18 protein-coding genes and 2 riboswitches are annotated in these 24,979 nt (G+C 49.9%); of the genes, 11 read left to right on the top strand and 7 right to left on the bottom strand.

Going from position 1 to position 24,979, the window contains the following annotated elements; translation table 11 throughout:
- The first annotated feature begins 23 nt into the window (after positions 1-23).
- Genes tamA through MTO69_RS01575 form a run of 4 tightly spaced genes read left to right on the top strand, consistent with a single transcriptional unit; the run spans position 24 to position 6,279 of the window.
- Entirely contained in the window at positions 24-1,739 is a 1,716-nt protein-coding gene (tamA, locus tag MTO69_RS01560; RefSeq protein WP_248330506.1) for an autotransporter assembly complex protein TamA, read from the top strand.
- Positions 1,736-5,497, top strand: coding sequence for an autotransporter assembly complex protein TamB (gene tamB, locus MTO69_RS01565; RefSeq protein WP_248330508.1), 3,762 nt, complete (start codon positions 1,736-1,738; stop codon positions 5,495-5,497). Before tamA ends, tamB begins: the two co-directional genes overlap by 4 nt.
- A gap of 15 nt (positions 5,498-5,512) precedes the next feature.
- Positions 5,513-5,860 carry a gamma-glutamylcyclotransferase family protein gene (locus MTO69_RS01570; RefSeq protein WP_248330510.1) on the top strand — a complete coding sequence of 116 codons (348 nt, stop codon included), beginning with the start codon at positions 5,513-5,515 and terminating at the stop codon, positions 5,858-5,860.
- A 59-nt stretch (positions 5,861-5,919) separates the two neighbouring features.
- A complete protein-coding gene (locus MTO69_RS01575) occupies positions 5,920-6,279 on the top strand; it encodes a DUF2799 domain-containing protein (RefSeq protein WP_248330512.1) in 360 nt (119 codons plus the stop codon).
- A 65-nt stretch (positions 6,280-6,344) separates the two neighbouring features.
- On the opposite strand, the gene fbp is transcribed toward MTO69_RS01575, so the two are convergent.
- The gene (gene fbp / locus MTO69_RS01580) at positions 6,345-7,358 is read right to left on the bottom strand and encodes a class 1 fructose-bisphosphatase (protein WP_248330514.1); all 1,014 of its coding nucleotides are present in this window, start codon (positions 7,356-7,358) and stop codon (positions 6,345-6,347) included.
- 312 nt (positions 7,359-7,670) lie between these two features.
- Here fbp and mpl point away from each other — a divergent pair, with 312 nt between their 5' ends.
- The 5 genes from mpl (at position 7,671) to thiQ (ending at position 13,283) form a co-directional block, all read left to right on the top strand.
- On the top strand, positions 7,671-9,023 hold the full coding sequence (gene mpl / locus MTO69_RS01585; protein WP_248330515.1) for a UDP-N-acetylmuramate:L-alanyl-gamma-D-glutamyl-meso-diaminopimelate ligase: 1,353 nt from the start codon (positions 7,671-7,673) through the stop codon (positions 9,021-9,023).
- A gap of 10 nt (positions 9,024-9,033) precedes the next feature.
- Entirely contained in the window at positions 9,034-9,663 is a 630-nt protein-coding gene (locus MTO69_RS01590; RefSeq protein WP_248330517.1) for a flavin prenyltransferase UbiX, read from the top strand.
- 137 nt (positions 9,664-9,800) lie between these two features.
- A riboswitch (TPP riboswitch) is annotated at positions 9,801-9,922 on the top strand.
- A gap of 51 nt (positions 9,923-9,973) precedes the next feature.
- A complete protein-coding gene (gene thiB, locus MTO69_RS01595; RefSeq protein ID WP_432715639.1) occupies positions 9,974-10,981 on the top strand; it encodes a thiamine ABC transporter substrate binding subunit in 1,008 nt (335 codons plus the stop codon).
- A 9-nt stretch (positions 10,982-10,990) separates the two neighbouring features.
- On the top strand, positions 10,991-12,595 hold the full coding sequence (gene thiP / locus MTO69_RS01600; protein WP_248330519.1) for a thiamine/thiamine pyrophosphate ABC transporter permease ThiP: 1,605 nt from the start codon (positions 10,991-10,993) through the stop codon (positions 12,593-12,595).
- Positions 12,579-13,283, top strand: a complete 705-nt coding sequence (gene thiQ / locus MTO69_RS01605; RefSeq protein ID WP_248330521.1) for a thiamine ABC transporter ATP-binding protein — start codon at positions 12,579-12,581, stop codon at positions 13,281-13,283. Before thiP ends, thiQ begins: the two co-directional genes overlap by 17 nt.
- 329 nt (positions 13,284-13,612) lie before the next feature.
- Here thiQ and yjgA read toward each other — a convergent pair whose 3' ends face one another.
- Entirely contained in the window at positions 13,613-14,140 is a 528-nt protein-coding gene (gene yjgA / locus MTO69_RS01610; RefSeq protein WP_248330523.1) for a ribosome biogenesis factor YjgA, read from the bottom strand.
- Positions 14,141-14,248: 108 nt separating this feature from the next.
- Between yjgA and pmbA the strand changes: the two genes are divergently transcribed.
- Complete coding sequence (gene pmbA / locus MTO69_RS01615) at positions 14,249-15,592, top strand: metalloprotease PmbA (protein WP_248334232.1); 1,344 nt, start codon at positions 14,249-14,251, stop codon at positions 15,590-15,592.
- 82 nt (positions 15,593-15,674) lie between these two features.
- On the opposite strand, the gene MTO69_RS01620 is transcribed toward pmbA, so the two are convergent.
- Positions 15,675-16,046, bottom strand: a complete 372-nt coding sequence (locus tag MTO69_RS01620; protein WP_248330525.1) for a hypothetical protein — start codon at positions 16,044-16,046, stop codon at positions 15,675-15,677.
- A complete protein-coding gene (gene lysC / locus MTO69_RS01625) occupies positions 16,036-17,388 on the bottom strand; it encodes a lysine-sensitive aspartokinase 3 (protein ID WP_248330527.1) in 1,353 nt (450 codons plus the stop codon). Before lysC ends, MTO69_RS01620 begins: the two co-directional genes overlap by 11 nt.
- A 114-nt stretch (positions 17,389-17,502) precedes the next feature.
- Positions 17,503-17,680: riboswitch (Lysine riboswitch) on the bottom strand.
- A 228-nt stretch (positions 17,681-17,908) separates the two neighbouring features.
- Here lysC and MTO69_RS01630 point away from each other — a divergent pair.
- Entirely contained in the window at positions 17,909-19,030 is a 1,122-nt protein-coding gene (locus tag MTO69_RS01630; RefSeq protein ID WP_248330529.1) for a pyridoxal-phosphate-dependent aminotransferase family protein, read from the top strand.
- A gap of 42 nt (positions 19,031-19,072) precedes the next feature.
- On the opposite strand, the gene MTO69_RS01635 is transcribed toward MTO69_RS01630, so the two are convergent.
- The 3 genes from MTO69_RS01635 to galU form a co-directional block, all read right to left on the bottom strand.
- Positions 19,073-20,842 carry a PglL family O-oligosaccharyltransferase gene (locus MTO69_RS01635; protein WP_248330531.1) on the bottom strand — a complete coding sequence of 590 codons (1,770 nt, stop codon included), beginning with the start codon at positions 20,840-20,842 and terminating at the stop codon, positions 19,073-19,075.
- Positions 20,843-20,908: 66 nt separating this feature from the next.
- Positions 20,909-23,734, bottom strand: coding sequence for an excinuclease ABC subunit UvrA (uvrA, locus tag MTO69_RS01640; protein WP_248330533.1), 2,826 nt, complete (start codon positions 23,732-23,734; stop codon positions 20,909-20,911).
- Positions 23,735-23,867: 133 nt separating this feature from the next.
- On the bottom strand, positions 23,868-24,743 hold the full coding sequence (gene galU / locus MTO69_RS01645; protein ID WP_248330535.1) for a UTP--glucose-1-phosphate uridylyltransferase GalU: 876 nt from the start codon (positions 24,741-24,743) through the stop codon (positions 23,868-23,870).
- Positions 24,744-24,979 lie beyond the last annotated feature (236 nt).

Consider the following 24,979-nt stretch of genomic DNA (forward strand, 5'->3'; position numbering starts at 1 on the left):
ACGATGGAAAACGATAATTAACCATGATCCGAAAAGCTTTACCAGTTCTAATCGTGATGGCCTTCTATTCTCAGTACGTACTGGGGCAGCAAGTCGATCTCGAAATAAAGGGCGTCGAGGGTGAAGTAGAGCAGAACATTGAGGCGTATTTGTCGTCGATCCCTGCTGAGGATTATGAAATTTCACTGCGCTTTAAAGCGCGCCTCGAACGCAGCATGACCGAAGCGCTCAATGCGCTCGGATATTACAACCCACGATATGATTTTGCTGTCACTGACGATGAGCGACGGGTGATTGCTACTGTCACTCTCGGGGAGCCCACCCTTATCAGCGAACTTGATATTCAGATTACAGGCGAGGCGGCGCACGACACAGACTTTGCACAACTGATTGATAAAGTTGGCCTTAAGCAAGGCGAACGTTTAAACCACAGTCAGTATGACGCGCTGAAAACCGGGATTCGTAATCTCGCGTTGCAAAAAGGCTACTTTGAAGGAGACTATCGGTTAAGCCGTTTAGAGGTGGTGCCGGCACTCAATCAAGCCATCGTAAGGCTGCATTATGACAGTGGGATTCGCTATCATTTTGGTGCCAGTACGATTGTTGGCAGCCAAATTTCGACTGAGCGCGTTGAGTCTTTAGCGCCATATAAGCAAAGTGAACCCTATTTGGTGGCAAAGGTAGGCGAGTACAACCAAAACCTTTCCAATACTGACTGGTTCTCTTCGGTGTTTGTCGAGCCTGATTTAACCCAGTTGGGGCAAGGGCGAGATATTCCAATGAAGATCTCACTGGCTCCTCAAGCTCGCAATCAAATTGAAACTGGATTGGGCTATTCGACGGATGCAGGGGCGCGTGGTTCGCTTAAGTGGAACAAGCCTTGGGTCAACACTCGTGGGCATAGTTTTGATAGTAGCTTTTTGTTGTCGATTCCTGAACAGACGATTACCGCAGGCTATAACATTCCTCTCGAAGACGTACTTCATGATTACTACCGTATTCGCTACGGTATGAAAAACTTGGATAATCGCGATACCAAAAGCCTAGAGTCAAACCTAGCAGTGGAGCGTCACTGGACGTTGGATAATGGTTGGCTTCGTACCGTGTTCGTGCGGTATTTGGTTGAAAGCTATACCCAAGGTGTTCAAGATGACAACGCTAACTTCTTGTTACCCGGGTTCTCTTTTTCACGCAGTCGCATACGCGGAAGTGCAATGCCGATGTGGGGGGATAGGCAGAATCTCACCTTGGAATATGGCGACCCAACCCTGCTCTCAGAAACGCGCGTTACTCGCCTACTCGGAGGTATGACCTGGATCCGTAGCATCGGCCAAAACCATCGTGGTCTTTTCCGTATTGACGGTGGGGCTAACTTTGCCGAACAGTTTGACAAGCTATCGCCGTCACTACGCTTTTTCGCTGGTGGTGATAATAACTTACGTGGTTATGGCTACAAGTCTATCTCGCCTCGAGACAGTAGCGGTGCACTCGCGGGCGCTAAGTATACTTTGACCAGTTCGTTGGAGTACCAATACCGAGTGACGGGAAACTGGTGGGGGGCAGTCTTTTACGATGTCGGTGATGCATTTAATGACAAACCTACATTGAAGCGTGGTACCGGCGTGGGCGTACGATGGGCGTCACCGGTGGGCCCGGTTAGGTTGGATTTTGCTTGGGGGCTAGATGCGAACCCAGGCGATGAGTTCCGAATTCACTTCAGTCTAGGGCCGGAGCTATGATCCGTCGTGTCATTAAATGGTCGAAATGGCTGTCGGTTTCGTTAGTCAGTGTGCTCATTGTCGTGTTGCTCGCGTTGGCATTGTTGCTGTTTACTCATCCTGGACTTCAGTTGGTGGTGTGGGGCGCGCAACAGGCGCTACCACAACTGCGTGTTGAGTCTGCTCAAGGGGCCTTACTGCCAAGATTTACCCTGAATAACGTTGAGTATGTTGAACCACAACTACCACTGACCTTCGTGGCGAAATCTGTCACTTTAGCCATCAACCCAGCCTGTTTTACTGAACCTGGTTTATGTGTCGACGAGTTGGCGTTGGATGGAGTGCAGCTGTCTCTGCCTGAAGTCGCTAGCTCGGAGACGGAGCAGGACCCTCAGCCACAACAGCCCATGGCATTGGTGACGTCACCGATTCCGATTAAAGTCACGCGCCTTGCGCTGACTAATGTCGATCTCAACATCTTAGGTAATCTTATCACCTGGAAGAGGTTGACAACCGGAGCCTCATTCCGAGGTAACCGATTGAGGATTACGCCCACTCGACTCGACTCGGCACGTGTTACGCTGGCTCAAGCGGAGTCTGATAGCCCACCCTCGCAGCCTACGCCCGTCGCGGAGCCGAGGCAGGACATCATACTGCCCGAGTTTGCTTTACCGCTGCAGGTCGAGTTAGTTGGGCTTGAGGTCAATGACTTCACACTTGAACAAGCGGAGCCATTGGTGGTTGACCGTCTTGGATTGGTGGCTACGGCTAGGGGGTCACAGATTAATCTTCAACGATTGTCGCTCGAGATGCCCCAGTTCGATGCGACGTTAGCCAGCAAAGTGACACTCAAAGGTGACTACCCACTGCAGCTTAATTTGGAAGCCAGCGTCAAGGACCCAGTGGCGAAAGGACAAAAGGTTTCCCTGTCAGCTAGTGGTAGTGTTGCCAAGCTAAACTTGCAGGCTCGGCTTTCAGGTTTGGCTAAAGCTCAGTTGGACGGCGAGTTACAGCCACTAAAAGCGCAATTGCCATTTAACTTAACGGTGAACGACGTTGAAGCTCAGTGGCCTCTGACTGGAGAAGGGCAATACTTCATCAATGTCAATTCACTACAAAGTCATGGTTCACTGGATGGCTATCAACTCAAGCTTGATAGCGCTATTCAAGGCCAAGCTTTGCCGGATATAGCGCTATCATTACAAGGGCAAGGGAACTTGGCGCAAATTGATTTGAGCCAGATAGAGATAGCCACACTCGGTGGTGATATCAAGGGTGAGGTGATGGCCAATTGGCAGACGCCACTTAATTGGATGGCGAAGCTCAACTTCAGCCATATCCAACCCGGCTTGCAATGGCCCCAAGCTGAGGGGGACATCAGCGGTGTGGTTAGCACTCAAGGCCAACTCACTGCTCAAGGTGGCTGGCAAGTTGCGCTGCCGACACTTGATATCGACGGTCTATTGCGCAATTACCCACTCAACATTGAGGGGGAGCTTAATGCGGCAGACCCAGAGGGTAAAGGTGAACTGATGCTTGATACCTCCGGCTTAGTCCTGTCTCACGGGCCGAACAGTATCGAGGCTAAGGGTAAACTCGGTCAAACATGGCAGATGGATCTCGCTCTCAACCTAGCTGACCTTGGTAAAACATTGCCTGACTTACAAGGGCGGGCACGGGGTAAGGTGATATTGCGAGGCAAGTTGCAACAACCAAACATCGGCCTTGATTTGGCGTTAAATCAACTGGATTGGCAGCAACAAGCCCAAGTTAAACAGGTGAGAGTAAGTGGTAATGTGACACCTATGCCAGAGCCGAAAGGGCGGCTCAATCTGCGCCTTGAAGCGGCTCGCTATCAAGATATTGTGGTTGATGCTGTCAGCCTTGAAGTCGACGGTTCGCAACTCAGTCATGAGCTAGAGTTAGCGGTCGACTCTAACCTAGTTTCAACTCGGCTAGCCTTAGCGGGTGCGTTAGCCGACACACCTGAGTTGAACTGGCAAGGGCAGCTCAGACGAATGACGTTATCATCACAGCAAGGAGAGTGGCGCTTAAACCAAGCGACCAATCTTGGGGTTGATCTCGCTACTCAGCAAGTGACGGTAGCCGCGCATTGTTGGCTACAGGCACAGTCATCGCTGTGTTTAGATAAAGAAGCTCAGGTGGGGCAAAGTGGTCGTGCGCAACTATCACTTAATCAGTTTGATTTCGACCAAATAGCGACTTTCGTGCCCAAAGAGACTCTGCTCAAGGGTCAAGTGAACGCGGATATCGATGCCAAATGGGCAGCCAACACGTCACCTGAGGTGGAGGTGAACCTTGCACTACCAACCGGCCAAGTCAGTCAGCAGCTCGAAGAAAAGGTCACCATTGGCTGGCAGTCGGCCGCGGCTAAAGTGCGATTAAAAAGCGATCAGCTTGATGCTGACTGGCAAATCGATTTTACCGACAATGGTGAACTTAGCGGTAAAATTGACATTGCCAATGTACTGGCTAAGCAAAAGCAGCTAGATGGTCGAGTCCAGTTGAGTGACTTTAACCTCGATTTCTTAGCGCCGATTGTCGGCACTTACAGTCAGTTTGGTTCGACCATTAATACCGATCTTCAGCTCAGCGGAGCAGTCAATCAACCGCGTATAACCGGACGTTTTGTGGTTGACGACATGTTGCTTAAAGGCGAGATTTCTCCAGTTGAGGTCGACTCTGGGCGAATATCGATAGCGCTTCATGGTTACGACGCGACGTTGGCTGCCGCCATAGACACACCAGATGGTGAGCTAGAAATGGCGGGAACGGCCAACTGGCAACAACTCGATAACTGGCAGACCCAATTGCGCATCTATGCTGAAGAGCTGTTAGTGGAGCTGCCGCCAATGGTCAAAATCAAAGTCCAGCCTGATATGACGATTTCTGCTTCCCCGACATTGGCTCGTGTGGACGGAGATATCTCTTTGCCTTGGGGGCGAATTGTAATCGAGGATCTCCCTCCGAGCGCGGTGGCGGTTTCGAAAGACCAAGTGTTGCTGGATAAGAATTATCAGCCGTTGGAAAAAGAGTCTCAGGTCCCCTTTAGTTTGGAAACTAACGTTAATATCAATATCGGTGATGACTTCAAATTATCGGCCTTTGGCCTCCAAAGTGGTTTGTCCGGTAAGCTCAATGTCGCCCAGAAAGACAAGGGGCCCTTTGTCACTGGTGAGGTCAACATTATTGATGGTTCTTATCGCTCGTTCGGTCAAGATTTGCAGATCAAAGAGGGTAAAATCTTAATGAATGGGCCAGTGGATCAGCCGTATGTGCAGATCACCGCGATCCGTAATCCGAACAATACCCGTGATGATGTGACCGCTGGGGTAAAGGTTACCGGACCGGCCAGCGAGCCGACGGTCACCATTTTCTCTGAGCCAGCAATGCCACAAGCCAATGCGCTATCCTATCTATTACGTGGTCAGGATATTGATGGGGAAGCAGGTGGCAGTGCGATGACAACCACGTTAATCGGCCTCAGTTTAGCCAAAAGTGGTCGCGTGGTCGGTGAAATCGGTGAAGCGTTTGGCGTGCAAGATCTGCAACTCGATACCGCTGGCTCAGGGAACGACTCGCAAGTCACTGTCAGCGGTTATATTTTACCTGGACTGCAAGTCAAGTATGGCGTGGGTATTTTTGATTCTGTGGGTGAATTTACCGTGCGCTACCGCTTAATGCAGGACCTCTATTTAGAGGCAATTTCTGGTGTCGATAGTGCGGTTGATGTGCTCTATCAATTTGAATTCGATTAACTGAGAGGGAAGGCCGTGCAGCATTTAGTGTTTGTTTATGGGACATTACGTAGTGGAGAGTCTAATCATTACCTGCTCGAACACAGTCAGTGTCTCGGTCACTATACGACGCCAGCGATTTACAGTTTATATGATCTTGGCCCGTATCCAGCCGTAATAGAAGGACGTGACGCTATCGTCGGGGAAGTCTATTTGGTTGATCAACGCACATTGGAACAGCTTGATCGGTTAGAAGATATCCCGGTCACTTATCGCCGTGAGCAAATCGAGACGCCATTTGGTTTAGCGTGGATTTACCTCTATCAAGACAGCAGCCAGCTAGATGTGTTAATTGCCTCGGGAGATTGGTGTCAAAAAGTGTGATGGCGTAAGGCATAGACCAAAATAGCACCGCTATTATCATCAGGCTTAGGGAGGCTCCGATGAAAGTTAAACTTATTTTGCTATCGATATTGTTGGTGGGTTGCAGCAGCCAGCCAATTCCGCTGTCGAGCTCGACACAAGATTGGCGAGATTTTGGACAACAGCAGGCACAGATGGGGTGGCTTAAGCAATCTCAGTCTGCACTGGCCAAGCAGCGCAGTGACAGTGTGCTCGATTCGGAGCTCTACTTAGCCTATGACAGTGGCTATGAAGTAGGGAGAAATAATTATTGCCAGCAAGATGCGCGAATGTTGGGGGTTGTAGGTAAGCCCTACTTGGGAATTTGTGACCAGTTAGACCCGTTTTTTTATCAGGACTACATGTCCGGACGGACATCGAGCGCAGGCTCAGGCATTTAGTCAGCTTTGAGCTAATAAAAAGAGTCGGCGTCGGCCGACTCTTTCACTTTTAAGCATTGAAAGAACTATTCGTCGCGGTTTTGTTCTAAAAACGCTTCGACCTTTTTCACCATGTTCTTCGAGCCAACAAAGAAAGGCACGCGTTGATGCAGCTCGGTTGGCTTAATATCCATGATGCGATTCACCCCGTCAGAGGCCACACCGCCAGCTTGCTCAATGATGAAGGCCATTGGGTTGCACTCATACAGAAGGCGCAGCTTGCCATTTGGGTGGCTCTCTGTGCTCGGATAGAGGTAGATACCGCCTTTAAGTAGGTTGCGATGGAAATCGGCCACCAGCGAACCAATGTAGCGTGAGGTGTATGGGCGATTGTCGCTAGGCGCACTCTCTTGGCAATACTTAATGTACTTTTTCACCCCGAGTGGGAAGCGGATGTAATTGCCTTCGTTGATTGAGTAGATGCTGCCATCTTGTGGGATCATCATATTTTCATGTGACAAACAGAAAGTCCCAAGTGAAGGGTCGTAGGTAAACCCATTGACGCCGTTACCCGTGGTGTACACCAACATGGTTGAAGAGCCGTAGATCACATAGCCGGCGGCCACTTGTTTATGGCCAGGTTGGAGAAAGTCTTCTTGGGTAGGCGGTGTGCCGATCGGTGACACGCGGCGATAAATGGAAAAGATAGTCCCAACAGATACGTTCACATCGATATTAGACGAACCGTCAAGCGGGTCCATCAACACTACGTATTTGGCGTTTTTGTTGAGTTCTTTGTTAAACGCTACAGCTTCATCTTCTTCTTCGCTTGCCACACCACACACTTGGTCGCGTGCTTCTAATGCCGCTTTAAACTTGTCGTTGGCATAAACATCAAGTTTTTGTTGGTCTTCGCCTTGTACGTTGGCAGTACCAACCGCGCCGGTAATATCGCCGAGGCCCGCGGCATTAATCTCGCGGTTAACGATTTTCGCAGCAAGACGAATCGAAGAGAGTAGGGATGATAGATCACCGCTAGCGTGGGGGAAGTCCGCTTGTTTTTCTACAATGAACTCGCCAAGGGTGCGCATTCCAGACATGGATTTTTTCCTTTAAAAAGTCGCTCAATGAAATGGGGGTTGGGCTGGAGTGATCTCTTGCGGATCGTTAGTCTTTACCCAAGCTTAAGTTTAAAAGTTAGATCTTTTTATTGGTAATGAACTAACTGCTTGAGTTCTCAATTTATTTGTCGACTCAACAATGACTTACATTTTATCTGCTCAGGCTCTAACTGTGGCGATAGAGTGACCAGATGGTACTGGCATGATGATGAACAGTGATCAAAGTAGTTCGCTTTTCAGTGCTTTATCGCCATAATGAGCAGATTATTTTTGCCGAAAACAGGGGCAGTTATGCACATTCATATCTTGGGGATCTGCGGAACATTCATGGGTGGCGCCGCGATGTTGGCGCGTCAACTGGGGCACAAGGTGACTGGCAGTGATGCCAATGTTTATCCGCCAATGAGCACCATGCTTGAATCGCAAGGTATTGAAATAATTGAAGGCTTTGATCCCGCACAGCTTGACCCAGCCCCTGATTTAGTGGTGATTGGCAATGCAATGAGTCGTGGCAACCCCTGTGTTGAGCACGTGCTCAATAGCAACTTGCGTTACACCTCTGGTCCGCAATGGCTGCAAGAGTTTCTGTTGCATGACCGCTGGGTACTGGCGGTGTCCGGAACTCACGGCAAAACCACGACCTCAAGCATGCTGGCGTGGATTCTCGACGCGTGTGGTTACCAGCCCGGATTTTTGGTTGGCGGCGTGCTTGGGAACTTCGGTATTTCTGCCCGCCTAGGCGAAAGCATGTTTTTTGTGGTCGAAGCGGATGAATACGACAGCGCTTTTTTCGATAAGCGTTCTAAGTTTGTCCACTACCATCCACGCACGCTGGTGATGAACAACCTTGAGTTCGATCATGCAGACATCTTTGATGATTTGGAAGCGATTAAACGTCAGTTCCACCATCTGGTCCGCACGGTGCCGGGCAATGGACGCATTCTTGCCCCTAAACAGGATCGGGCGATAGCCGATGTGTTAGAGCGTGGCTGCTGGAGTGAGACCGAATACAGCGGTCAACAAGGGCAATGGCAAGCAAACAAAATGGTTGCTGATGGCTCTCATTTTGAGGTGCGATTCCAAGGTGAAGTGGTTGGGAGCGTCCAGTGGGATTTGGTCGGCGACCATAATGTAGATAATGCCTTGATGGCCATTGCCGCTGCTCGCCATGTGGGTGTCACCCCCGACCTCGCCTGTGAGGCGCTGGCGAAATTCATTAATACTAAGCGTCGCCTTGAGTTAAAAGGCGAGGTGAACGGCGTTCGCGTTTATGACGATTTTGCCCATCACCCAACCGCGATTGAACTGACTTTAGGTGGTTTACGTAACAAGGTCGGCCAAGACAAGATTCTAGCGGTGTTAGAGCCTCGCAGTGCCACCATGAAACGTGGGGTGCATAAACAGACGCTTGCAGCCTCACTGACCGCCGCCGATCAGGTGTTTCTCTATCAACCACAAGGCATTGACTGGTCGGTGGATGAGGTGGCCCTGAAGTGCACACAACCCGCTGTGACCAGCGATGATATCGATATCTTAGTAGAAAAAATTGCGGCCGCAGCACAGCCTGGCGATAATATTTTGGTCATGAGTAACGGTGGCTTTGCTGGCATTCACGACAAACTACTGGCCAAATTGGCCCAATAACCGAGTCACTATGAGCAACAATACCTCTAAATCGATAACCTTAGCTTTTACTGGCGCGTCAGGTGCGCCTTACGGTCTGCGCTTATTGGAATGTTTGTTGGCCGCAGAGTATCGCGTTTATCTGCTGATCTCGTCCGCGGCGCGAGTGGTACTGGCGACCGAGCATGGCTTAAAGCTTCCAGCAAACCCCGACGCCGCTCAGCAAGCCTTGGTCAACCATCTTGGCTGCGATAGCGAGAAGCTGGTGGTGTGTGGCAAGGATGACTGGTTTTCTCCCGTCGCTTCAGGATCTGCTGCGCCGAAGCAGATGGTGGTGTGTCCGTGTTCAGCGGGAAGCGTTGCCGCTATTGCACACGGTATGTCGGACAACTTGATTGAACGTGCGGCCGATGTGGTGATGAAAGAGCGGGGACAGCTACTGTTGGTGGTGCGTGAGACACCGTTTTCGACGCTGCATTTGGAGAACATGCACAAACTGTCCCAGATGGGCGTCACTATTATGCCTGCTGCGCCGGGGTTCTACCATCAACCTAAATCGATAGAAGATCTGGTCGACTTTATGGTGGCGCGTATTCTCGACCACTTAGGTGTTGAGCAAGGATTAGTGCCACGTTGGGGCTATGATTCGCGTCAGATTTAAAATCTGTAACCGTACCGATTGTTCAATTTCACTCAGATAGCGCTTTCAGGCTTACAGGGATGAACTGGCCTGTTAACTCACCATGCCCTTCATGTTTTAGGGATGGCTATTGAGTGTGATAACTATTACAATTTGACCGTAACTCATCGGGGAGCTATTGAGCCAATCAAGATTGGCGCTTGGCTGAGATCGAGCTTTGCTCGGGACCCGTGTACCTGAACCAGATAATGCTGGCGTAGGAATTGAGTCTGGACACCGATTAACTGACGTCCCTCAACCCTGTGCCGCTCACACAAGGAGAGAGCGAGCAGTGAATACCACTCTAAGCACCATTTCAATCAGCGGTCTTGCCGCAGCCATGTTGACATCATGGTCTGCGTTTGCAGCCAACGACACCTTAACCGTTTATACCTACGACTCGTTTGCCGCCGATTGGGGCCCAGGCCCAACCATTGAGAAAGCTTTTGAAGCTCAATGCGGTTGTGACCTCAACTTAGTCGCCCTCGATGATGGCGTGTCTATTCTCAATCGCTTACGTCTAGAAGGTGCAAACAGTAAGGCCGATATTGTATTGGGGCTAGACAACAACCTGATGGCCGAAGCACAACAAACCGGTCTACTGGCTGAGCACAAAGTCGATACCAGCAAGGTCAATCTGCCAAATGGCTGGAACAACCCGACCTTTGTACCTTACGATTTTGGCTATTTTGCCTTTGTCTATAATACGGAAAAGCTCGCCAACCCACCGGCTAGTCTCAAAGAGCTGATCGAGTCTCGCGATGACCTGAAAGTCATCTATCAAGACCCGCGCACGTCTACCCCGGGTCAGGGGCTGATGCTATGGATCAAATCTGTCTACGGCGATAAGGCCACTCAAGCTTGGCAACAACTGGCGAAAAAGACGGTCACTGTGACTAAGGGCTGGTCAGAAGCTTACTCTATGTTCCTTGAGGGTGAATCGGATCTTGTGCTGTCGTACACCACCTCTCCGGCTTATCACTTAATCGCAGAAAAAGACGCCAAGTATGCAGCGGCAAATTTTGCCGAAGGTCATTACACCCAAGTGGAAGTGGCAGCTAAAGTGAAGGGCACCGAGAACAGTGAGTTGGCTGACCAGTTTATGGCTTTCATCCTCAGTGATGAGTTCCAGTCAGCCATGCCGACTGGAAACTGGATGTACCCAGTGACAGATGTTGCACTGCCACAAGGGTTTGAAACCTTAACGACGCCAAGTAAAGCGCTCGGTTTTTCTGCTGACGAGGTCGCGCAAAATCGTAAAGCGTGGATTCGCGAGTGGCAAAACGCGTTAACCTTCTAAAGGTCACTTTTGTATCAGGTTCCTAAAGTTGGACTAGGGGTCGCGATTATCATCGCGGCCTTTATCGTTTCTGCGTTGTCAGCATTGCTGAGTTATGCGCCGACGCTGGATATATTGAGTGTCTGGCATGATCCTTACTATCGTCATGTCACCAAGTTCAGCTTCTATCAGTCGCTGCTGTCCACTCTGCTCAGTGTCGGCTTTGCTCTACCGGTGGCGCACGCGTTGTCGCGGCGAAATTTCATCGGCAAATCTCTGCTACTCAAGCTGTTTGCTACGACCCTGGTATTGCCGGTGTTAGTTGGTGTGTTTGGCTTGTTGGCGATTTATGGCAACAGCGGTTTACTCGCTCAGGGGGTTAAGCTGCTTGATAGCCAACTGCCATTTTCGATTTATGGCCTCAATGGTATTTTGCTCGCACACGTGTTTTTTAACTTACCCTATGCGACGCGATTATTGCTGCAGTCGTTGGATACGATTCCCGCCGAGCAGCATAAACTCTGTGCCCATCTGGGAATGGGCCATTGGGACAAGTTTCGCTGGGTTGAGTGGCCAAGGCTGCGTCAGCAACTCCCTCATGTGTGTGGCTTGGTGTTTATGCTCTGCTTTACCAGTTTCGCCACCGTAATGGCGTTGGGCGGTGGTCCCAAATCGACCACGATTGAGTTGGCCATTTATCAAGCGATTAAGTTTGATTTTGATTTGCAAGCAGGGGCGTTACTCGCCATATGGCAAATGCTGCTGTGCGGTTTGATGGCGCTATTGATTCAGCGCTTGAGCAAGCCTCTCGCCGTGTCATCCGGGTCGCAGAGTCAGTCGGTGGTGATAACTAAAGACACTCTAAGCTCTCAGCTTTGGGATTGGGGTTGGATTGTTGCTGCGCTTTTATTGGTGCTGCCGCCGCTAGTGATGGTGGTACTGAGTGGGATCAATAGCCAGGCGCTGAGTGTGTTCACCGATAGCCGTTTTTGGATGGCATTGACCGCGTCATTGAAAGTCGCCTTGTCTGCTAGTCTGATTGCTGTGGTCGCTGGGTACGCGATCTTACTTACCAGCCGACGCTTGAGACTCAATTCGCGCAATAAAAGTGCTGATCAAGTCGAGTTGATCGGCACCATTATTTTGGTCACCCCCGGGCTCGTTGTCTCTACTGGGCTGTTTTTGCTGTTGCGCGCCATGACGGATGTATTCAGTTTTGCCTTTGTTATCGTGGTTGCCGTCAATGCGCTGATGGGATTACCGTATGTGATCAAAACCTTGTCTCAGCCGATGCTGCATATTGAGCAGCAGTATCAATATCTATGTGCGAGCCTTGGACTGACGCGCTGGCAGCGATTTAAGGTGGTGGAGTGGCGAGCATTAAAAAGGCCGTTTGCGCATGCTTTTGCGATCAGTTTTATGTTTGCTATCGGCGATTTAAGCGCAATTGCCCTGTTTGGCAGTCAGGAATTTCGAACTTTGCCACTGTACTTGTTCCAGTTACTGGGCAGTTATCAGATGGACGCTGCAGCGGTCGTGTCACTCACCTTGCTGCTGTTAAGCTTAGGTTGCTTTACCTTAGTCGAGAAGTTGTTTAATGCCCATTCAAAGGTCGGTTATGTTAAGTCTAAATAAGGTCGACTATTACTATCACAACGAGTTGTTTCATTTTGATGTCGCAATTGCCGAAGGCGCTATTGTCGCCTTAATGGGGCCTAGTGGCGCAGGTAAGTCGACCCTACTCGCTTTGGTTGCCGGTTTTATTGAACCGTCGCAAGGTGACATTGTGGTTCGCCAGCAGAGCATCCTTGGTCGAGCGCCGCATCAACGCCCGTTTGCGATGCTATTTCAAGAGCACAACCTGTTCGCTCATTTGAGTGTGCGACAAAACATTGCACTTGGCCTCAACCCTGGCTTGAAGCTTACCCCTAGCCAGCATGCTGAGGTCGAACGCGCGGCGCAGCAGGTGGGGGTAGAAGAGTATCTAGACCGCTTACCTGAGCAACTCTCTGGTGGACAGCGACAACGAGTCGCACTGGCTCGCTGCTTTGTTCAGCCCCATCAGATCTGGTTATTGGATGAACCTTTCTCTGCGCTTGACCCTATATTGCGCGAAGAGATGCTGGGCTTGGTTAAGCGTTTGGCCTCCGAGCGTAACGTGACGGTATTGATGGTCACTCACCATATTAGTGATGCCAAGGCGATCGGCTCTGATTTTATTTTTGTGGCTAATGGTCGGGTCGAGGTGGCGGATAAAATCGAACAGCTCTGTTCAAATCATAGCAACCAAGCCTTAAGCGATTTTGTACGAGCGGGTGAGTGATGCGAGAGGTTAGAGCGCTGCGCTCGAAGAACGGGCTTCGCCCTCCGAGAACACTACGTTCCGAGAATCGAGAGCGGACTTCGTCCTACGAAAATCTAGTGCGCTTCGCTCCGAGAACGGACTTCGTCCTGCGAGAATTTAGACTGGGCTGCGCCCTTCGAGAGGTGCGCTTTTGGGCTGTTGAGTAAGTCTATAAGACTGAGGTTTTTGCTAGGGACTTATATCTCAAATGCAGAAAAAAGGTTGACGCCTTCACGTCAACCTTCCAAGACTTTCTCGCTTCTCGCTTCTCGCTTCTCGCTTCTCGCTTCTCGCTTCTCGCTTCTCGCTTAAAGCTGCGCGTCGTTGAGCGCTTTTAGGATCTGGAAGATCTCACGATACGCTTTGGCTGGTTTACCCGCTTGCTGCTCTTTACTTGCTTGGCGAGCCAGTTGGCGTAGGCGCTGACGATCGGCATCAGGATACAATTCCATCACTTCATTAATCGCGTCGTCACCTTGCTCAACGACACGTTCGCGCAGTTGTTCAAGCTTGTGCAGTTGCGCGGTCGCTTGAGAGTGCTTGTTGCGTACTTTGTCCAATGCCGCTTGCAGTGGCTCTGGATCTTCAAAGCGCATCAATTTGCCAATGTATTGCAACTGGCGGCGACGCGCTTCATTTTTAAAACGCTGCGCATCTTTAATTGCTTCTGCTAGGTCTTCACTTAATGGGAACTTTTCTAGCACAGACGGTTTGAGTTCGACCAGTTCTTCGCCGAGCTTTTGCAGCTCTTCCATGTCGCGTTTCATTTCGGTTTTGCTTACCCAAATGATCTCTTCTTCCTCTTCCCATGGCGCTTTCTGATTTTTACGTGCCATTTTTCTGCCTTAATATGAACATCTATTTCTCTATTTTAACAAGAATCGTGGGGAGAAAGCGAAATTCTTGTTATCCTAATGACAATCGATCTTAAGAATAAAGTAGATATGGACGTAAGAGAGCAAGTTGCTCAACAGCGTGTTGAGCTAGAAGCTGCGGTTGCCAAAGCGTTAGAAATGGCGGCTGCTAAGTCGGATGCGGCTGAGGTCGCGATCAGCAAAACCACAGGCCTAAGTGTCTCTACTCGCATGTGCGAAGTCGAGAACGTTGAGTTTAATAGCGATGGTGCGCTGGGTATTACTGTTTACCGCAACCAACGTAAAGGTAGCGCATCTACTTCAGACTTAAGTGAAAAAGCGATTCAACAAACGGTGCTGGCAGCGTTGGATATCGCTCAGTTCACGTCACAAGACCCATTTGCAGGCCCGGCGCCGAAAGAGTTGATGGTTAAAGAGATCCCCGACCTTGATTTGTTCCATCCCGATACTCCCGACCCAGATTATGCCGCGCAAGTTGCGATTGCCGCTGAACAGCAAGCGCTGGCTTACAGCGACAAGATTAAACAGAGTGATGGTGCCAGCTACGACAGCCACTACGGCTTAAAAGTGTACGGCAACAGCCACGGTTTACTGGCGAGCTATGCCTCGAGCCGTCACAGCACCAGTTGCTGTGTGATTGGCCAAGGTGAAAACGGTGAGATGGAGCGTGACTACAGTTATACCGTTGCACGCCATAAAGATGAGTTATGGACGCCGCAAACGGTGGGACAGAAAGCCGCCGAAAAAACCGTGAGTCGTTTGGATGCGCAGAAACTTAAAACCGGACACTATCCAGTGATGTTCGCCGCTGATGTGGCAACGGGGCTGCTCGGTCATCTAGTCATGGCTATCAGTGGTGGCAACTTATACCGGAAATCTTCGTTTTTACTCGATAAGCTTGGTCAGCAAGTCTTGCCTGAGTGGTTTAACGTCTCTGAGCGTCCACACGTTTTGCGCGGTCTGGCATCAAGCCCATTCGATAGTGAAGGAGTATTCACTCAGGACAGAGAAATCATTACCGACGGTGTACTCGCAACCTATCTACTCACCAGTTATGCGGCGCGAAAAATGAATATGACGCCAACCGGACATGCTGGCGGGATTCATAACTGGTTTGTACAATCCACGGGCCAGAGCTTCGAGCAGATGCTGCAAGAGTTAGGTACGGGTCTATTAGTGACTGAAGTTATGGGCCAAGGGGTCAATATTGTCACTGGTGACTACTCTCGCGGCGCGGCAGGCTTTTGGGTAGAGAATGGTCAAATTCAGTATCCTGTGTCGGAAATCACCATTGCCAGCAATCTAAAAGAGATGTTTAACCAGATTGTTGCAGTGGGTAATGACGTAGAGACCCGCTCGCAAATTCAAACTGGCTCTATCTTGCTTGAGAGTATGAAAGTCGCAGGTGAGTAAGGGATAGAGAATTGAGTTCGGGCTTCGCCCTGCGAGATGCTAGAGCGCTTTGTTCCGAGAACGGACTTCGTCCTTCGAGAATTTAGATCGGGCTGCGCCCTTCGCGAGGAGCTTTTGATGAGTGAGTCGAAAGCTGCAGGCAAAGCTGGATGGAATTTAAGCTTAATCGTCTGAATTTAAAGGAAAAGGGTTGACCTGCATTGTCAACCCTTGCAAGATTTTCTCGCTTCTCGCTTCTCGCTTCTCGCTTCTCGCTTCTCGCTTCTCGCTTCTCGCTTCTCGCTTCTCGCTTCTCGCTTCTCGCTTCTCGCTTCTCGCTTCTCGCTTCTCGCTTCTCGCTTCTCGCTTCTCGCTTCTCGCTTCTCGCTTCTCGCTTCTCGCTTCTCGCTTCTCGCTTCTCGCTTCTCGCTTCTCGCTTCTCGCTTCTCGCTTCTCGCTTCTCGCTATTTCTCAAACAACTCAGTATGCAGTTTCTGAATCGCTTGCTTAGATACCGATTCATGGACTAAAAAGCATAGGTTGTGTGGGCTGGCGCCGTAACAGATCATACGCAGATTGAAGTCTTCTAACGTGCCGAACACTTGTTTAGCGTAGCCGCGGCTTTCACTCATGTTATTGCCGATAAGCGCGACCAAGCATAAGTTGTGCTCGACCTCGACGCTGCACAGCTCTTCAAGTTCCGCGCGTACTTCGTCAGGTAGCTCGGGAGCGCCTCCAGAGGTGCCGGTTTGATCTAAGGTGAGAGAGACACTGATCTCAGAGGTAGTGATCAAATCTACCGATATCTTATGTTTCGCCAATATTTCAAATACTTTGGCGAGAAACCCGTAAGCGTGGAACATCTTAGCACTGCGCAGCGTGACCATGGTTTGGTTGCAGCGTAGTGCGAGTGCACGAAATAGCGGGGAGCTCTCCACTTGATGGCGAATCCAGGTGCCGCCTTTTTCAGGCTCTTTAGAAGAGCCAACAAACACCGGAATATCGTGACGTAGCGCTGGCACCAGTGTCGATGGATGGAGAATTTTTGCGCCGAAATTGGCCATCTCCGATGCTTCGCTAAAACTGATTTCGGCGATCGGCGCCGCTTTGGCTGCGATACGTGGATCGGTGGTGTAGATGCCAGGTACGTCGGTCCAGATTTCTAGGCCCGCGGCTTTAACTGCTTCCGCAATAAGCGCGGCACTGTAGTCACTACCGCCGCGACCTAGGGTCGTGGTATTGCCCTCGTCATCTGAACCGATGAAGCCTTGTGTTACCACCACATGCTGCTGACAAAGTGGCACTAATGATTGCTGGGCCAGTTGGCTGATCTGTTCCAAGTCTGGCTCGGCCTTACCAAAATGGCTGTCGGTACGCAGTACGTCGCGAATATCAAAGCGCACCGCGTCAATCCCACGCTCTTTCATGAGTTGAGTTAGGAGATGAGTCGACATTAACTCACCGCAGGCCACTAAGTGGTCAGTCAGTTTGTGGTTTGATTGAATCGAGGCGGCTTCGGCCAGGCTGGTCACGGTATCTAGGATCGCGTAAACCTCGCTGGCGGTTTGGGTTGCGTCGTTGAGTTGGTTGAGCACCGCATCATGGATCTGAGCAAGCTGACTGAGCAACTCACCTCGATGTGCTTGATCTTGTACACCATTCGCCAGTTCAACCAATAGGTTGGTCACCCCAGAGCAAGCACTACTCACGACTAGTTTAGTATTTGGATTATTTTCGATAATTGCAGCACAGCGGCTCATTGCTTCAAAGTTTGCAACGCTTGTTCCACCAAATTTAGCTACATTAAAACTGCTCACAGCGTATCTCCCACGACTTCCTAAAATAATCTACTTGGCGATTAGGCCAACATCCGATGTTTTTGCTTTGATGAAGAGAATTGAGCGAAAGAGAGGTCAATGAATAGATTGAGTTACCTCAGAAGCTCATCATCAGACAGGGCTGATGACAGTTGCAGGGATTCAACCCTAACAACCGACAGGTATGAGCCAACAACTCATACCTACCTCGGCACTGCTCCCCCTCAATACACTGTGTTGGAGTTGTGGCTCCACAATGTATCTACCTGGGCAGTGCTCCTCTTCTGCAAAATAATTTGCTACGCGGCATAAATATTCGCCACATATCCTGCATTCAACTCGTTTCTGTGAACTATGTCAATGGCAATGTGCAACTTTATGCCTTTTTATAATTAACAAACTTGTGACACTGGTTTGACCACAAGACTTTGGGCTAATTGCTGACAGGGTAAAATTCGATTATGGTGATTCGAGGAAGAAAAAATACAAAAGCAAATCAATCCATAATTAGGAGCAGCCAATGACGATTCAAAGTTTTATTCCCCCTCACCGTATTCTTATGGGCCCAGGCCCTTCAGACATTTCACCACAAGTGTTGCAAGCTTTGAGTCGCCCAACCGTCGGTCATTTAGACCCTCTGTTTATTGGTATGATGGATGAGCTGAAATCGCTCCTCAAGTATGCATTTCAGACTGAAAATGAATTTACTATCGCAGTATCAGCGCCAGGTAGTGCAGGGATGGAAACCTGTTTTGTTAACCTAATTGAACCTGGTGAAAAGGTCATTGTTTGTCGTAATGGCGTGTTTGGCGAGCGTATGCGTGAAAACGTGGTTCGTGCCGGAGGAGAAGCCGTGGTTGTCGATGATGAGTGGGGCGCGCCAGTTTCAGTCGAAAAGGTCGCCCAGGCGCTTCAAGAGAACCCTGATGCTAAGATCCTCGCGTTTGTTCATGCAGAGACGTCAACCGGTGCTTGCAGCGATGCCCAGGCTCTAGGTCAACTGGCTAAGCAACATAATGTACTCACCATCGTCGATGCGGTCACTTCTCTCGGTGGTGCCCCCCTCAAAGTCGACGAGTGGCAGCTCGATGCTGTCTATTCTGGCAGTCAAAAGTGTCTTTCTTGTGTGCCGGGTTTGTCTCCAGTGACCTTCTCTGCAGCGGCTGTAGAGAAAATCCAGTCACGCACTACACCGGTCCAAAGCTGGTTCTTAGATCAAAGCCTAGTTCTGGGTTACTGGAGTGGTGAAGGTAAACGCAGTTATCACCACACTGCACCAGTGAATAGCCTTTACGCGCTGCACGAATCCTTACTGATGCTAAAACGCGAAGGGTTAGAAAATGCGTGGCAGCGTCATCGTCAGATGCATGAAAAGCTTAAGCAAGGGTTGGAAAAGCTCGGTTTTGAATTCGTGGTTGACGCGTCATCTCGTTTGCCTCAGCTTAACGCGATTTATGTACCGGACGGGATCGATGAGGCTCAAGTACGCGCACATTTGCTTGAAACGTACAACTTAGAAATTGGTGCGGGTTTGGGCGCTTTAGCCGGAAAAGCTTGGCGCATCGGCTTAATGGGCTATGGCGCTCGCAGCGAAAATGTCGCCTTATGTCTTCGCGCTCTCGAAGAGTCATTGACCCAATAGCGATTCAAACTAAAGTTAAGGCGACGTGAGGTCGCCTTTTTATCAACCTTTGTTGTGCTCCGCTTTCAGGGCGTCGATATCAGGCGCGACGTAATCAATCTGCGCAAAGTCTTGTGCAGGGAACAAAAACTGCGCTTCGGTGCGGATTTGCTCGGCTTTGACGTTATCCCCCATCGCTAAATAGGCGAGAATCAAATTGTTGTAAAAGGCTGGACGTGGCTTGTCTTTGATGATGCCTAACGACCAGTCGATATAGGGCTGGATGTACTGGCTCTGTTGTTGACTCAAACCGATCAACAAATAGGTGCTGTAGATATCCCAATCAAACCGATCTTGCCACGCCGTCGCGTTGGAGACTCGATTGAGTATTTCCGGCTGTTTGGGGTGCGAGCGCTCAAATTGGGTCAGTACATAGTTACTGTGTAGGGCGGTCAGCATGTAGATACTGGTCACAATCGGCAGCAGTAAGCTCACTATGCGCAGTGACGCTTTTGATAGCATACTTAGTGACAAACTGCGATAACGACTCGCGCGCTGGTCGACCCAATACAGCAAGATCACGAAGGTCAGCCAATGAATGGCCGAGTGATAAAATGGGTACTCTAACTGGCTATGCAGCACGATCGGAACAAACAGAGCGAACATGGCCAGTCGCGTGCCCTTTTTGGCTTGAAATAGGCGTGCGAGCACAAACAGGGCCGCAAGTACAATCGCCATTAGCGGCAGTAATCCCCCTTCCACTCCCCAATAGAGCAACTCATTGTGTGGGTGGTCCATGGCCGGCAACCCGGGAGGGTAATCTGGATTCAGTTGGTGCTGGCGAGCTGTGTACACGATATATTCCGGCTCGAAACGGCCATAGCCGTAGCCAGTAAATGGCTTCTCGATCAGCATATCTATGGCTTGGGGAAGCGTATATTGACGCGGGCTCTCCAAATGCGCTTTTTGTCTGATCAAGTCTCCTTGTTGGCTAGAGAGTGCCGACAAAGCAAACCCTATCACGATCCCCAGTAGTACCGAGCCAACCCAACCCCAAAAGCGTTTTTTGGTTGCGAAACGATATAAGTAGTGCAGTAGCAACAGCACAGTCAGAGCCGCCCCTAGCCACCCGGTACGTGAGGCCAGTACCACCAGTAACGGAATTGTCATCAGTGGCATCAGATAGAGTAATGCGACTTCGCTTACTTTGCGTTGGTACTTGATCGGATGACGCGCCAGTAAGTAGCCCGATAAGCCCAGCCCTGTTGCGAGAAAGCTCGCCATCACATTCGGCTGCTGAAAAATACCATAGGGTCGGTTAGTGTTGGTGTCATAGCCAAACAGGTTGTTGGGTTCGAGCCAGAGAAACTGCACCCAGCCAAACAGGGATTGAATAAACACAGCGATGGTAATAAACCACAATAGTCGCTGCTTTTGCTTATTGCTAAAGCGGATCTGCTGCAAGACCACAAATAGCAAATACCCGGCCCACAAGCCAACTAATCTCGAGCTTGCCAGTGTGAGATCTGAGCCGACATAGAAAAGGGGGATGGTGAGCATGACGCAGCAGATGAATAGGCCGATCGTCAGTTTGTTGTATCTGAGCACCGCATCTCGGCCGATCTGATAAAGCCCTATCCCTAGAGAAATACTCAACGCAAGCCAAGTGGTGGTGTTGAAAGAGAGGGCGAGCCCCGCGCCGCCCGGATTAGGCGTAAATACATGCATCGCGAGCAAGAACACCACAGCAACGGAGACTAAAAATGGCTTAATCAAAGGAACCTTAGGTGCCTTTGGTTCGAGCTCTGTTCCTGCTACATAAGTGGTTGCCATAATTTTCTACACCTCAAAAAAAACAGACCAGTGATTGAGGCACTGGTCTGTTCATATTACAACTAATTACTCACTTAACATAGGTTTAAGGAATCGAGCTGTGTGCGAGCCCTCAACCAGGGCGACTTGTTCTGGTGTACCCGTAGCGATAATTTCACCGCCGCCTTGTCCTCCTTCTGGGCCAAGATCGACAATCCAATCGGCGGTTTTTATTACATCCAAGTTGTGCTCGATGACGACGACGGTATTGCCATGGTCGCGAAGTCGGTGCAAAACGCTGAGCAACTGCTGAATATCGTGGAAATGGAGTCCTGTGGTCGGTTCATCCAAAATATATAGCGTTTTGCCGGTATCACGTTTTGACAGTTCGCGTGCGAGCTTAACCCGTTGTGCCTCACCACCAGATAGGGTGGTGGCCGCTTGTCCTAAGCGGATGTATGAAAGACCAACGTCGATCAGGGTTTGTAGTTTGCGGGCAATCACGGGAACCGGGTCGAAGAACTGACGAGCATCTTCAACCGTCATTTCTAACACCTCATCGATGGTTTTGCCTTTGTAGCGCACTTCCAGGGTTTCTCGGTTGTAGCGTTTGCCTTTACATACGTCACATGGGACGTAAACATCAGGCAAAAAGTGCATTTCAACTTTAATTACGCCATCGCCCTGACACGCTTCACAGCGACCACCGCGTACATTAAAGCTAAAGCGGCCCGGCTTGTAACCACGCGAGCGCGACTCTTGCGTGCCAGCAAACAACTCACGAATTGGAGTAAAAATGCCGGTATAGGTAGCAGGGTTAGAGCGAGGGGTGCGACCAATCGGGCTTTGATCAATATCGATGACCTTATCGAAGTGCTCCAGTCCCTTGATTTTTTTGTATGGGGCCGGCATGGCAGTGGTGGCCCCATTAAGTTGAGTATGAGCAATCTTAAAGAAAGTATCATTGATCAGGGTCGATTTGCCTGACCCCGACACACCAGTAATACAGCTAAACAGACCGACGGGGATTTCCAGGGTGACGTCCTTAAGGTTGTTGCCGGATGCGCCAATCAGTTCAACCACTTTTTTCTTATCCATTGGGGTGCGACTGGTGGGGACAGCAATCTCTTTTTTGCCGCTGAGATATTGGCCGGTGAGCGAGTTGGGATTGGCAATAATCTCGTCCATCGTACCTTCTGCCACCACGTTGCCACCGTGCACGCCAGCGCCCGGCCCAATATCGATCACGTGATCGGCCATGCGTATCGCATCTTCGTCATGTTCAACCACCAAAACAGTGTTGCCAAGATCGCGCAAGTGGGTCAGGGTTTTCAATAAACGTTCGTTGTCGCGTTGATGTAGACCGATAGAAGGCTCATCCAGAACATACATCACACCGACTAAACCGGCACCAATCTGACTAGCAAGGCGAATCCGCTGCGCTTCACCGCCCGAGAGGGTTTCGGCGCTGCGCGACAGATTGAGATAATTGAGCCCAACATTGACCAAAAACTGCAAGCGGTCATTGATCTCTTTCATCACCTTTTCCGCGATTTGTGCGCGTTGCCCTTCAAGCTGAAGCGAAGCAAAAAAGTGTAAAGCATCGGCAATACTCAGCTCGACGATTTGTGGCAAGGTGGTGTCACCGATAAATACATTACGTGCCTCTAAGCGCAGGCGACTGCCGTCACAGCTTGAGCAGGTTTTGGTTGAAATGTATTTCGCCAGATCTTCGCGCACCGCACTCGATTCAGTGTCGCGATAGCGTCTTTCTAAGGTGTTTAAGATGCCCTCAAACGGGTGGCGTTTTACTCGGATATCACCGCGATCATTGATGTACTTGAACTCAATCTCCGCTCGGCCTGAGCCGGTGAGGATGATATCGCGAGTCTTTTTTGGCAAAGATTTAAACGGCGCGTGAAGATCGAAGCCGTAGTGATCTGCCAATGATGAGAGCATTTGGAAATAGTAGTAGTTCTTCTGATCCCAGCCACGAATAGCACCTTGTGCCAGGCTTAACGAATCGTCGACGATGACCCGCGCCGGATCGAAATATTGTTGCACACCGAGGCCGTCACAAGTATGGCAAGCGCCGGCTGGGTTATTAAACGAAAACAAGCGCGGCTCAAGTTCTTGCATACTGTAACCACAGTGTGGACAGGCAAAGTTAGCCGAAAACACCACTTCCTCACCTTCGCCATCCATAGGAGCGACAACCGCTATGCCCCCTGACAACTCAAGCGTGGTCTCAAACGATTCGGCCAGACGCTGCTGCAAGTCACTGCGGACTTTGAACCGGTCGACTACGACTTCAATGGTGTGCTTCTTATGCAGTTCAAGCGTTGGTGGATCGGAAAGGTCACATGTCTCACCGTCGATACGCGCGCGAATGAAGCCTTGTGCGGCTAAGTTTTCTAGTGTTTTGACGTGCTCGCCTTTGCGCTCTTTTACGATGGGCGCAAGTAGCATCATTTTTGAGCCTTGTGGCATCTCCAGTACTTTGTCTACCATCTGAGAGATCGTCTGTGCAGCCAGTGGCACTTTGTGCTCAGGGCATCGCGGTTCACCAACGCGAGCGTAGAGGAGTCTCAGATAGTCATACACTTCGGTAATGGTGCCGACCGTGGAGCGGGGATTGTGAGAAGTCGACTTTTGCTCAATCGAGATCGCCGGAGACAGACCCTCAATATGGTCGACATCGGGCTTTTCCATCAGCGATAAAAATTGACGAGCATAGGCGGATAATGACTCGACATAGCGACGTTGCCCTTCGGCATAAAGTGTATCAAAAGCCAGGGAAGACTTACCGGAGCCAGATAACCCGGTGATCACGATAAGTTTATCTCGTGGAATGGTGAGGTTGATGTTCTTCAGGTTATGGGTGCGGGCACCGCGGACTTCAATCTGATCCATGCTTATCACTTTATGCAAAAAATTAGTGCGCTAAGTATTACATAGTGTGACAAATGTGCAAAGAAAATACTGGATAAAAAAACAGTAAAGGGCCGCTAGAGCGACCCTATAGTGTTACGCAAAAGACGGAATATTAGATCGTCTCTTTGGTGGTTTTTTGTTTACCTAGCTCAGAGGTTTTAGTGTCTTTTAGATAGAGGTTCTCAAAGCAATAGTTGGTCGCTTCGATATAGCCTTCAACACTGCCGCAGTCGAAACGTTGACCTTTAAATTTATACGCTAATACACAGCCTGCTTTAGCTTGCTTTAACAGCGCATCGGTGATTTGAATTTCGCCACCTTTGCCTGGTTCAGTGTTTTCGATCAGCTCAAAAATATCTGGGGTGAGAATGTAACGTCCAATAATCGCCAGGTTACTTGGGGCAGTCCCCGGCTCTGGCTTCTCGACCATGTCGTCGACGCGGTAGATATCGTCTTTGATCATCTCGCCGGAAATGACGCCGTACTTATGGGTTTCGTCAGCGGGCACCTCTTGCACCGCGACAATGGAGCAGCGGAACTGCTTAAATAGTGCGACCATTTGCGACAGCACACCCTGCTGTTCGTTGACGCATAAGTCGTCGGCTAGCACTACAGCAAAAGGTTCGTCGCCCACTAGCTCGCGTCCAGTTAAGATCGCATGGCCAAGCCCTTTCATCTCGCGCTGACGAATGTAGGTGAAGTTAGCGGTATTGATGATGTCGCGAATGTCGACCAGCAGATCTTCTTTGTTGGTACCACTGATCTGGTGTTCAAGCTCATAATTCATGTCAAAGTGATCCATGATTGAGTGCTTACCTCGCCCCGTGACAATACACATGCCATTCATTCCCGCTTGAATCGCCTCCTCAACCCCGTATTCGATCAACGGCTTGTTGACAACCGGCATCATCTCTTTGGGCATAGATTTGGTGGCAGGTAGAAAGCGGGTTCCATACCCGGCGGCTGGAAACAGACATTTGTTAATCATCAACTAAACCCTTTCACATTTTTTAACAATGAAACTGGCGCAACCTTATCATGAATTGCCAAGACAGATAATTGGTGTGCGCCCAGATTATTCAAAAAGTAGTGAAATGTTCACATATTATACTAAGCGGGATAAATAGGTGTTCAGATAATTGCGCAGGAAAAATCGCTGAGAGCAAGGCATAGATTGCAGCTAGCTAGTTGATCTACCTACACCATTCCTTGAAAACATAGCTA

Origin of the sequence: Vibrio sinaloensis, assembly GCF_023195835.1 — a bacterium.
Lineage (GTDB): Bacteria > Pseudomonadota > Gammaproteobacteria > Enterobacterales > Vibrionaceae > Vibrio > Vibrio sinaloensis_C.

What these genes read in the sequence shown, in the direction of transcription:
- MTO69_RS01575 (WP_248330512.1), top strand. Translation starts at nt 5,920, where the DNA reads ATGAAAGTTAAACTTATTTTGCTATCGATATTGTTGGTGGGTTGCAGC.
- MTO69_RS01635 (WP_248330531.1), bottom strand. Translation starts at nt 20,842, where the DNA reads ATGGCAACCACTTATGTAGCAGGAACAGAGCTCGAACCAAAGGCACCT.
- uvrA (WP_248330533.1), bottom strand. Translation starts at nt 23,734, where the DNA reads ATGGATCAGATTGAAGTCCGCGGTGCCCGCACCCATAACCTGAAGAAC.
- yjgA (WP_248330523.1), bottom strand. Translation starts at nt 14,140, where the DNA reads ATGGCACGTAAAAATCAGAAAGCGCCATGGGAAGAGGAAGAAGAGATC.
- mpl (WP_248330515.1), top strand. Translation starts at nt 7,671, where the DNA reads ATGCACATTCATATCTTGGGGATCTGCGGAACATTCATGGGTGGCGCC.
- galU (WP_248330535.1), bottom strand. Translation starts at nt 24,743, where the DNA reads ATGATTAACAAATGTCTGTTTCCAGCCGCCGGGTATGGAACCCGCTTT.
- fbp (WP_248330514.1), bottom strand. Translation starts at nt 7,358, where the DNA reads ATGTCTGGAATGCGCACCCTTGGCGAGTTCATTGTAGAAAAACAAGCG.
- pmbA (WP_248334232.1), top strand. Translation starts at nt 14,249, where the DNA reads ATGGACGTAAGAGAGCAAGTTGCTCAACAGCGTGTTGAGCTAGAAGCT.
- tamB (WP_248330508.1), top strand. Translation starts at nt 1,736, where the DNA reads ATGATCCGTCGTGTCATTAAATGGTCGAAATGGCTGTCGGTTTCGTTA.
- thiQ (WP_248330521.1), top strand. Translation starts at nt 12,579, where the DNA reads ATGTTAAGTCTAAATAAGGTCGACTATTACTATCACAACGAGTTGTTT.
- MTO69_RS01630 (WP_248330529.1), top strand. Translation starts at nt 17,909, where the DNA reads ATGACGATTCAAAGTTTTATTCCCCCTCACCGTATTCTTATGGGCCCA.
- MTO69_RS01590 (WP_248330517.1), top strand. Translation starts at nt 9,034, where the DNA reads ATGAGCAACAATACCTCTAAATCGATAACCTTAGCTTTTACTGGCGCG.
- tamA (WP_248330506.1), top strand. Translation starts at nt 24, where the DNA reads ATGATCCGAAAAGCTTTACCAGTTCTAATCGTGATGGCCTTCTATTCT.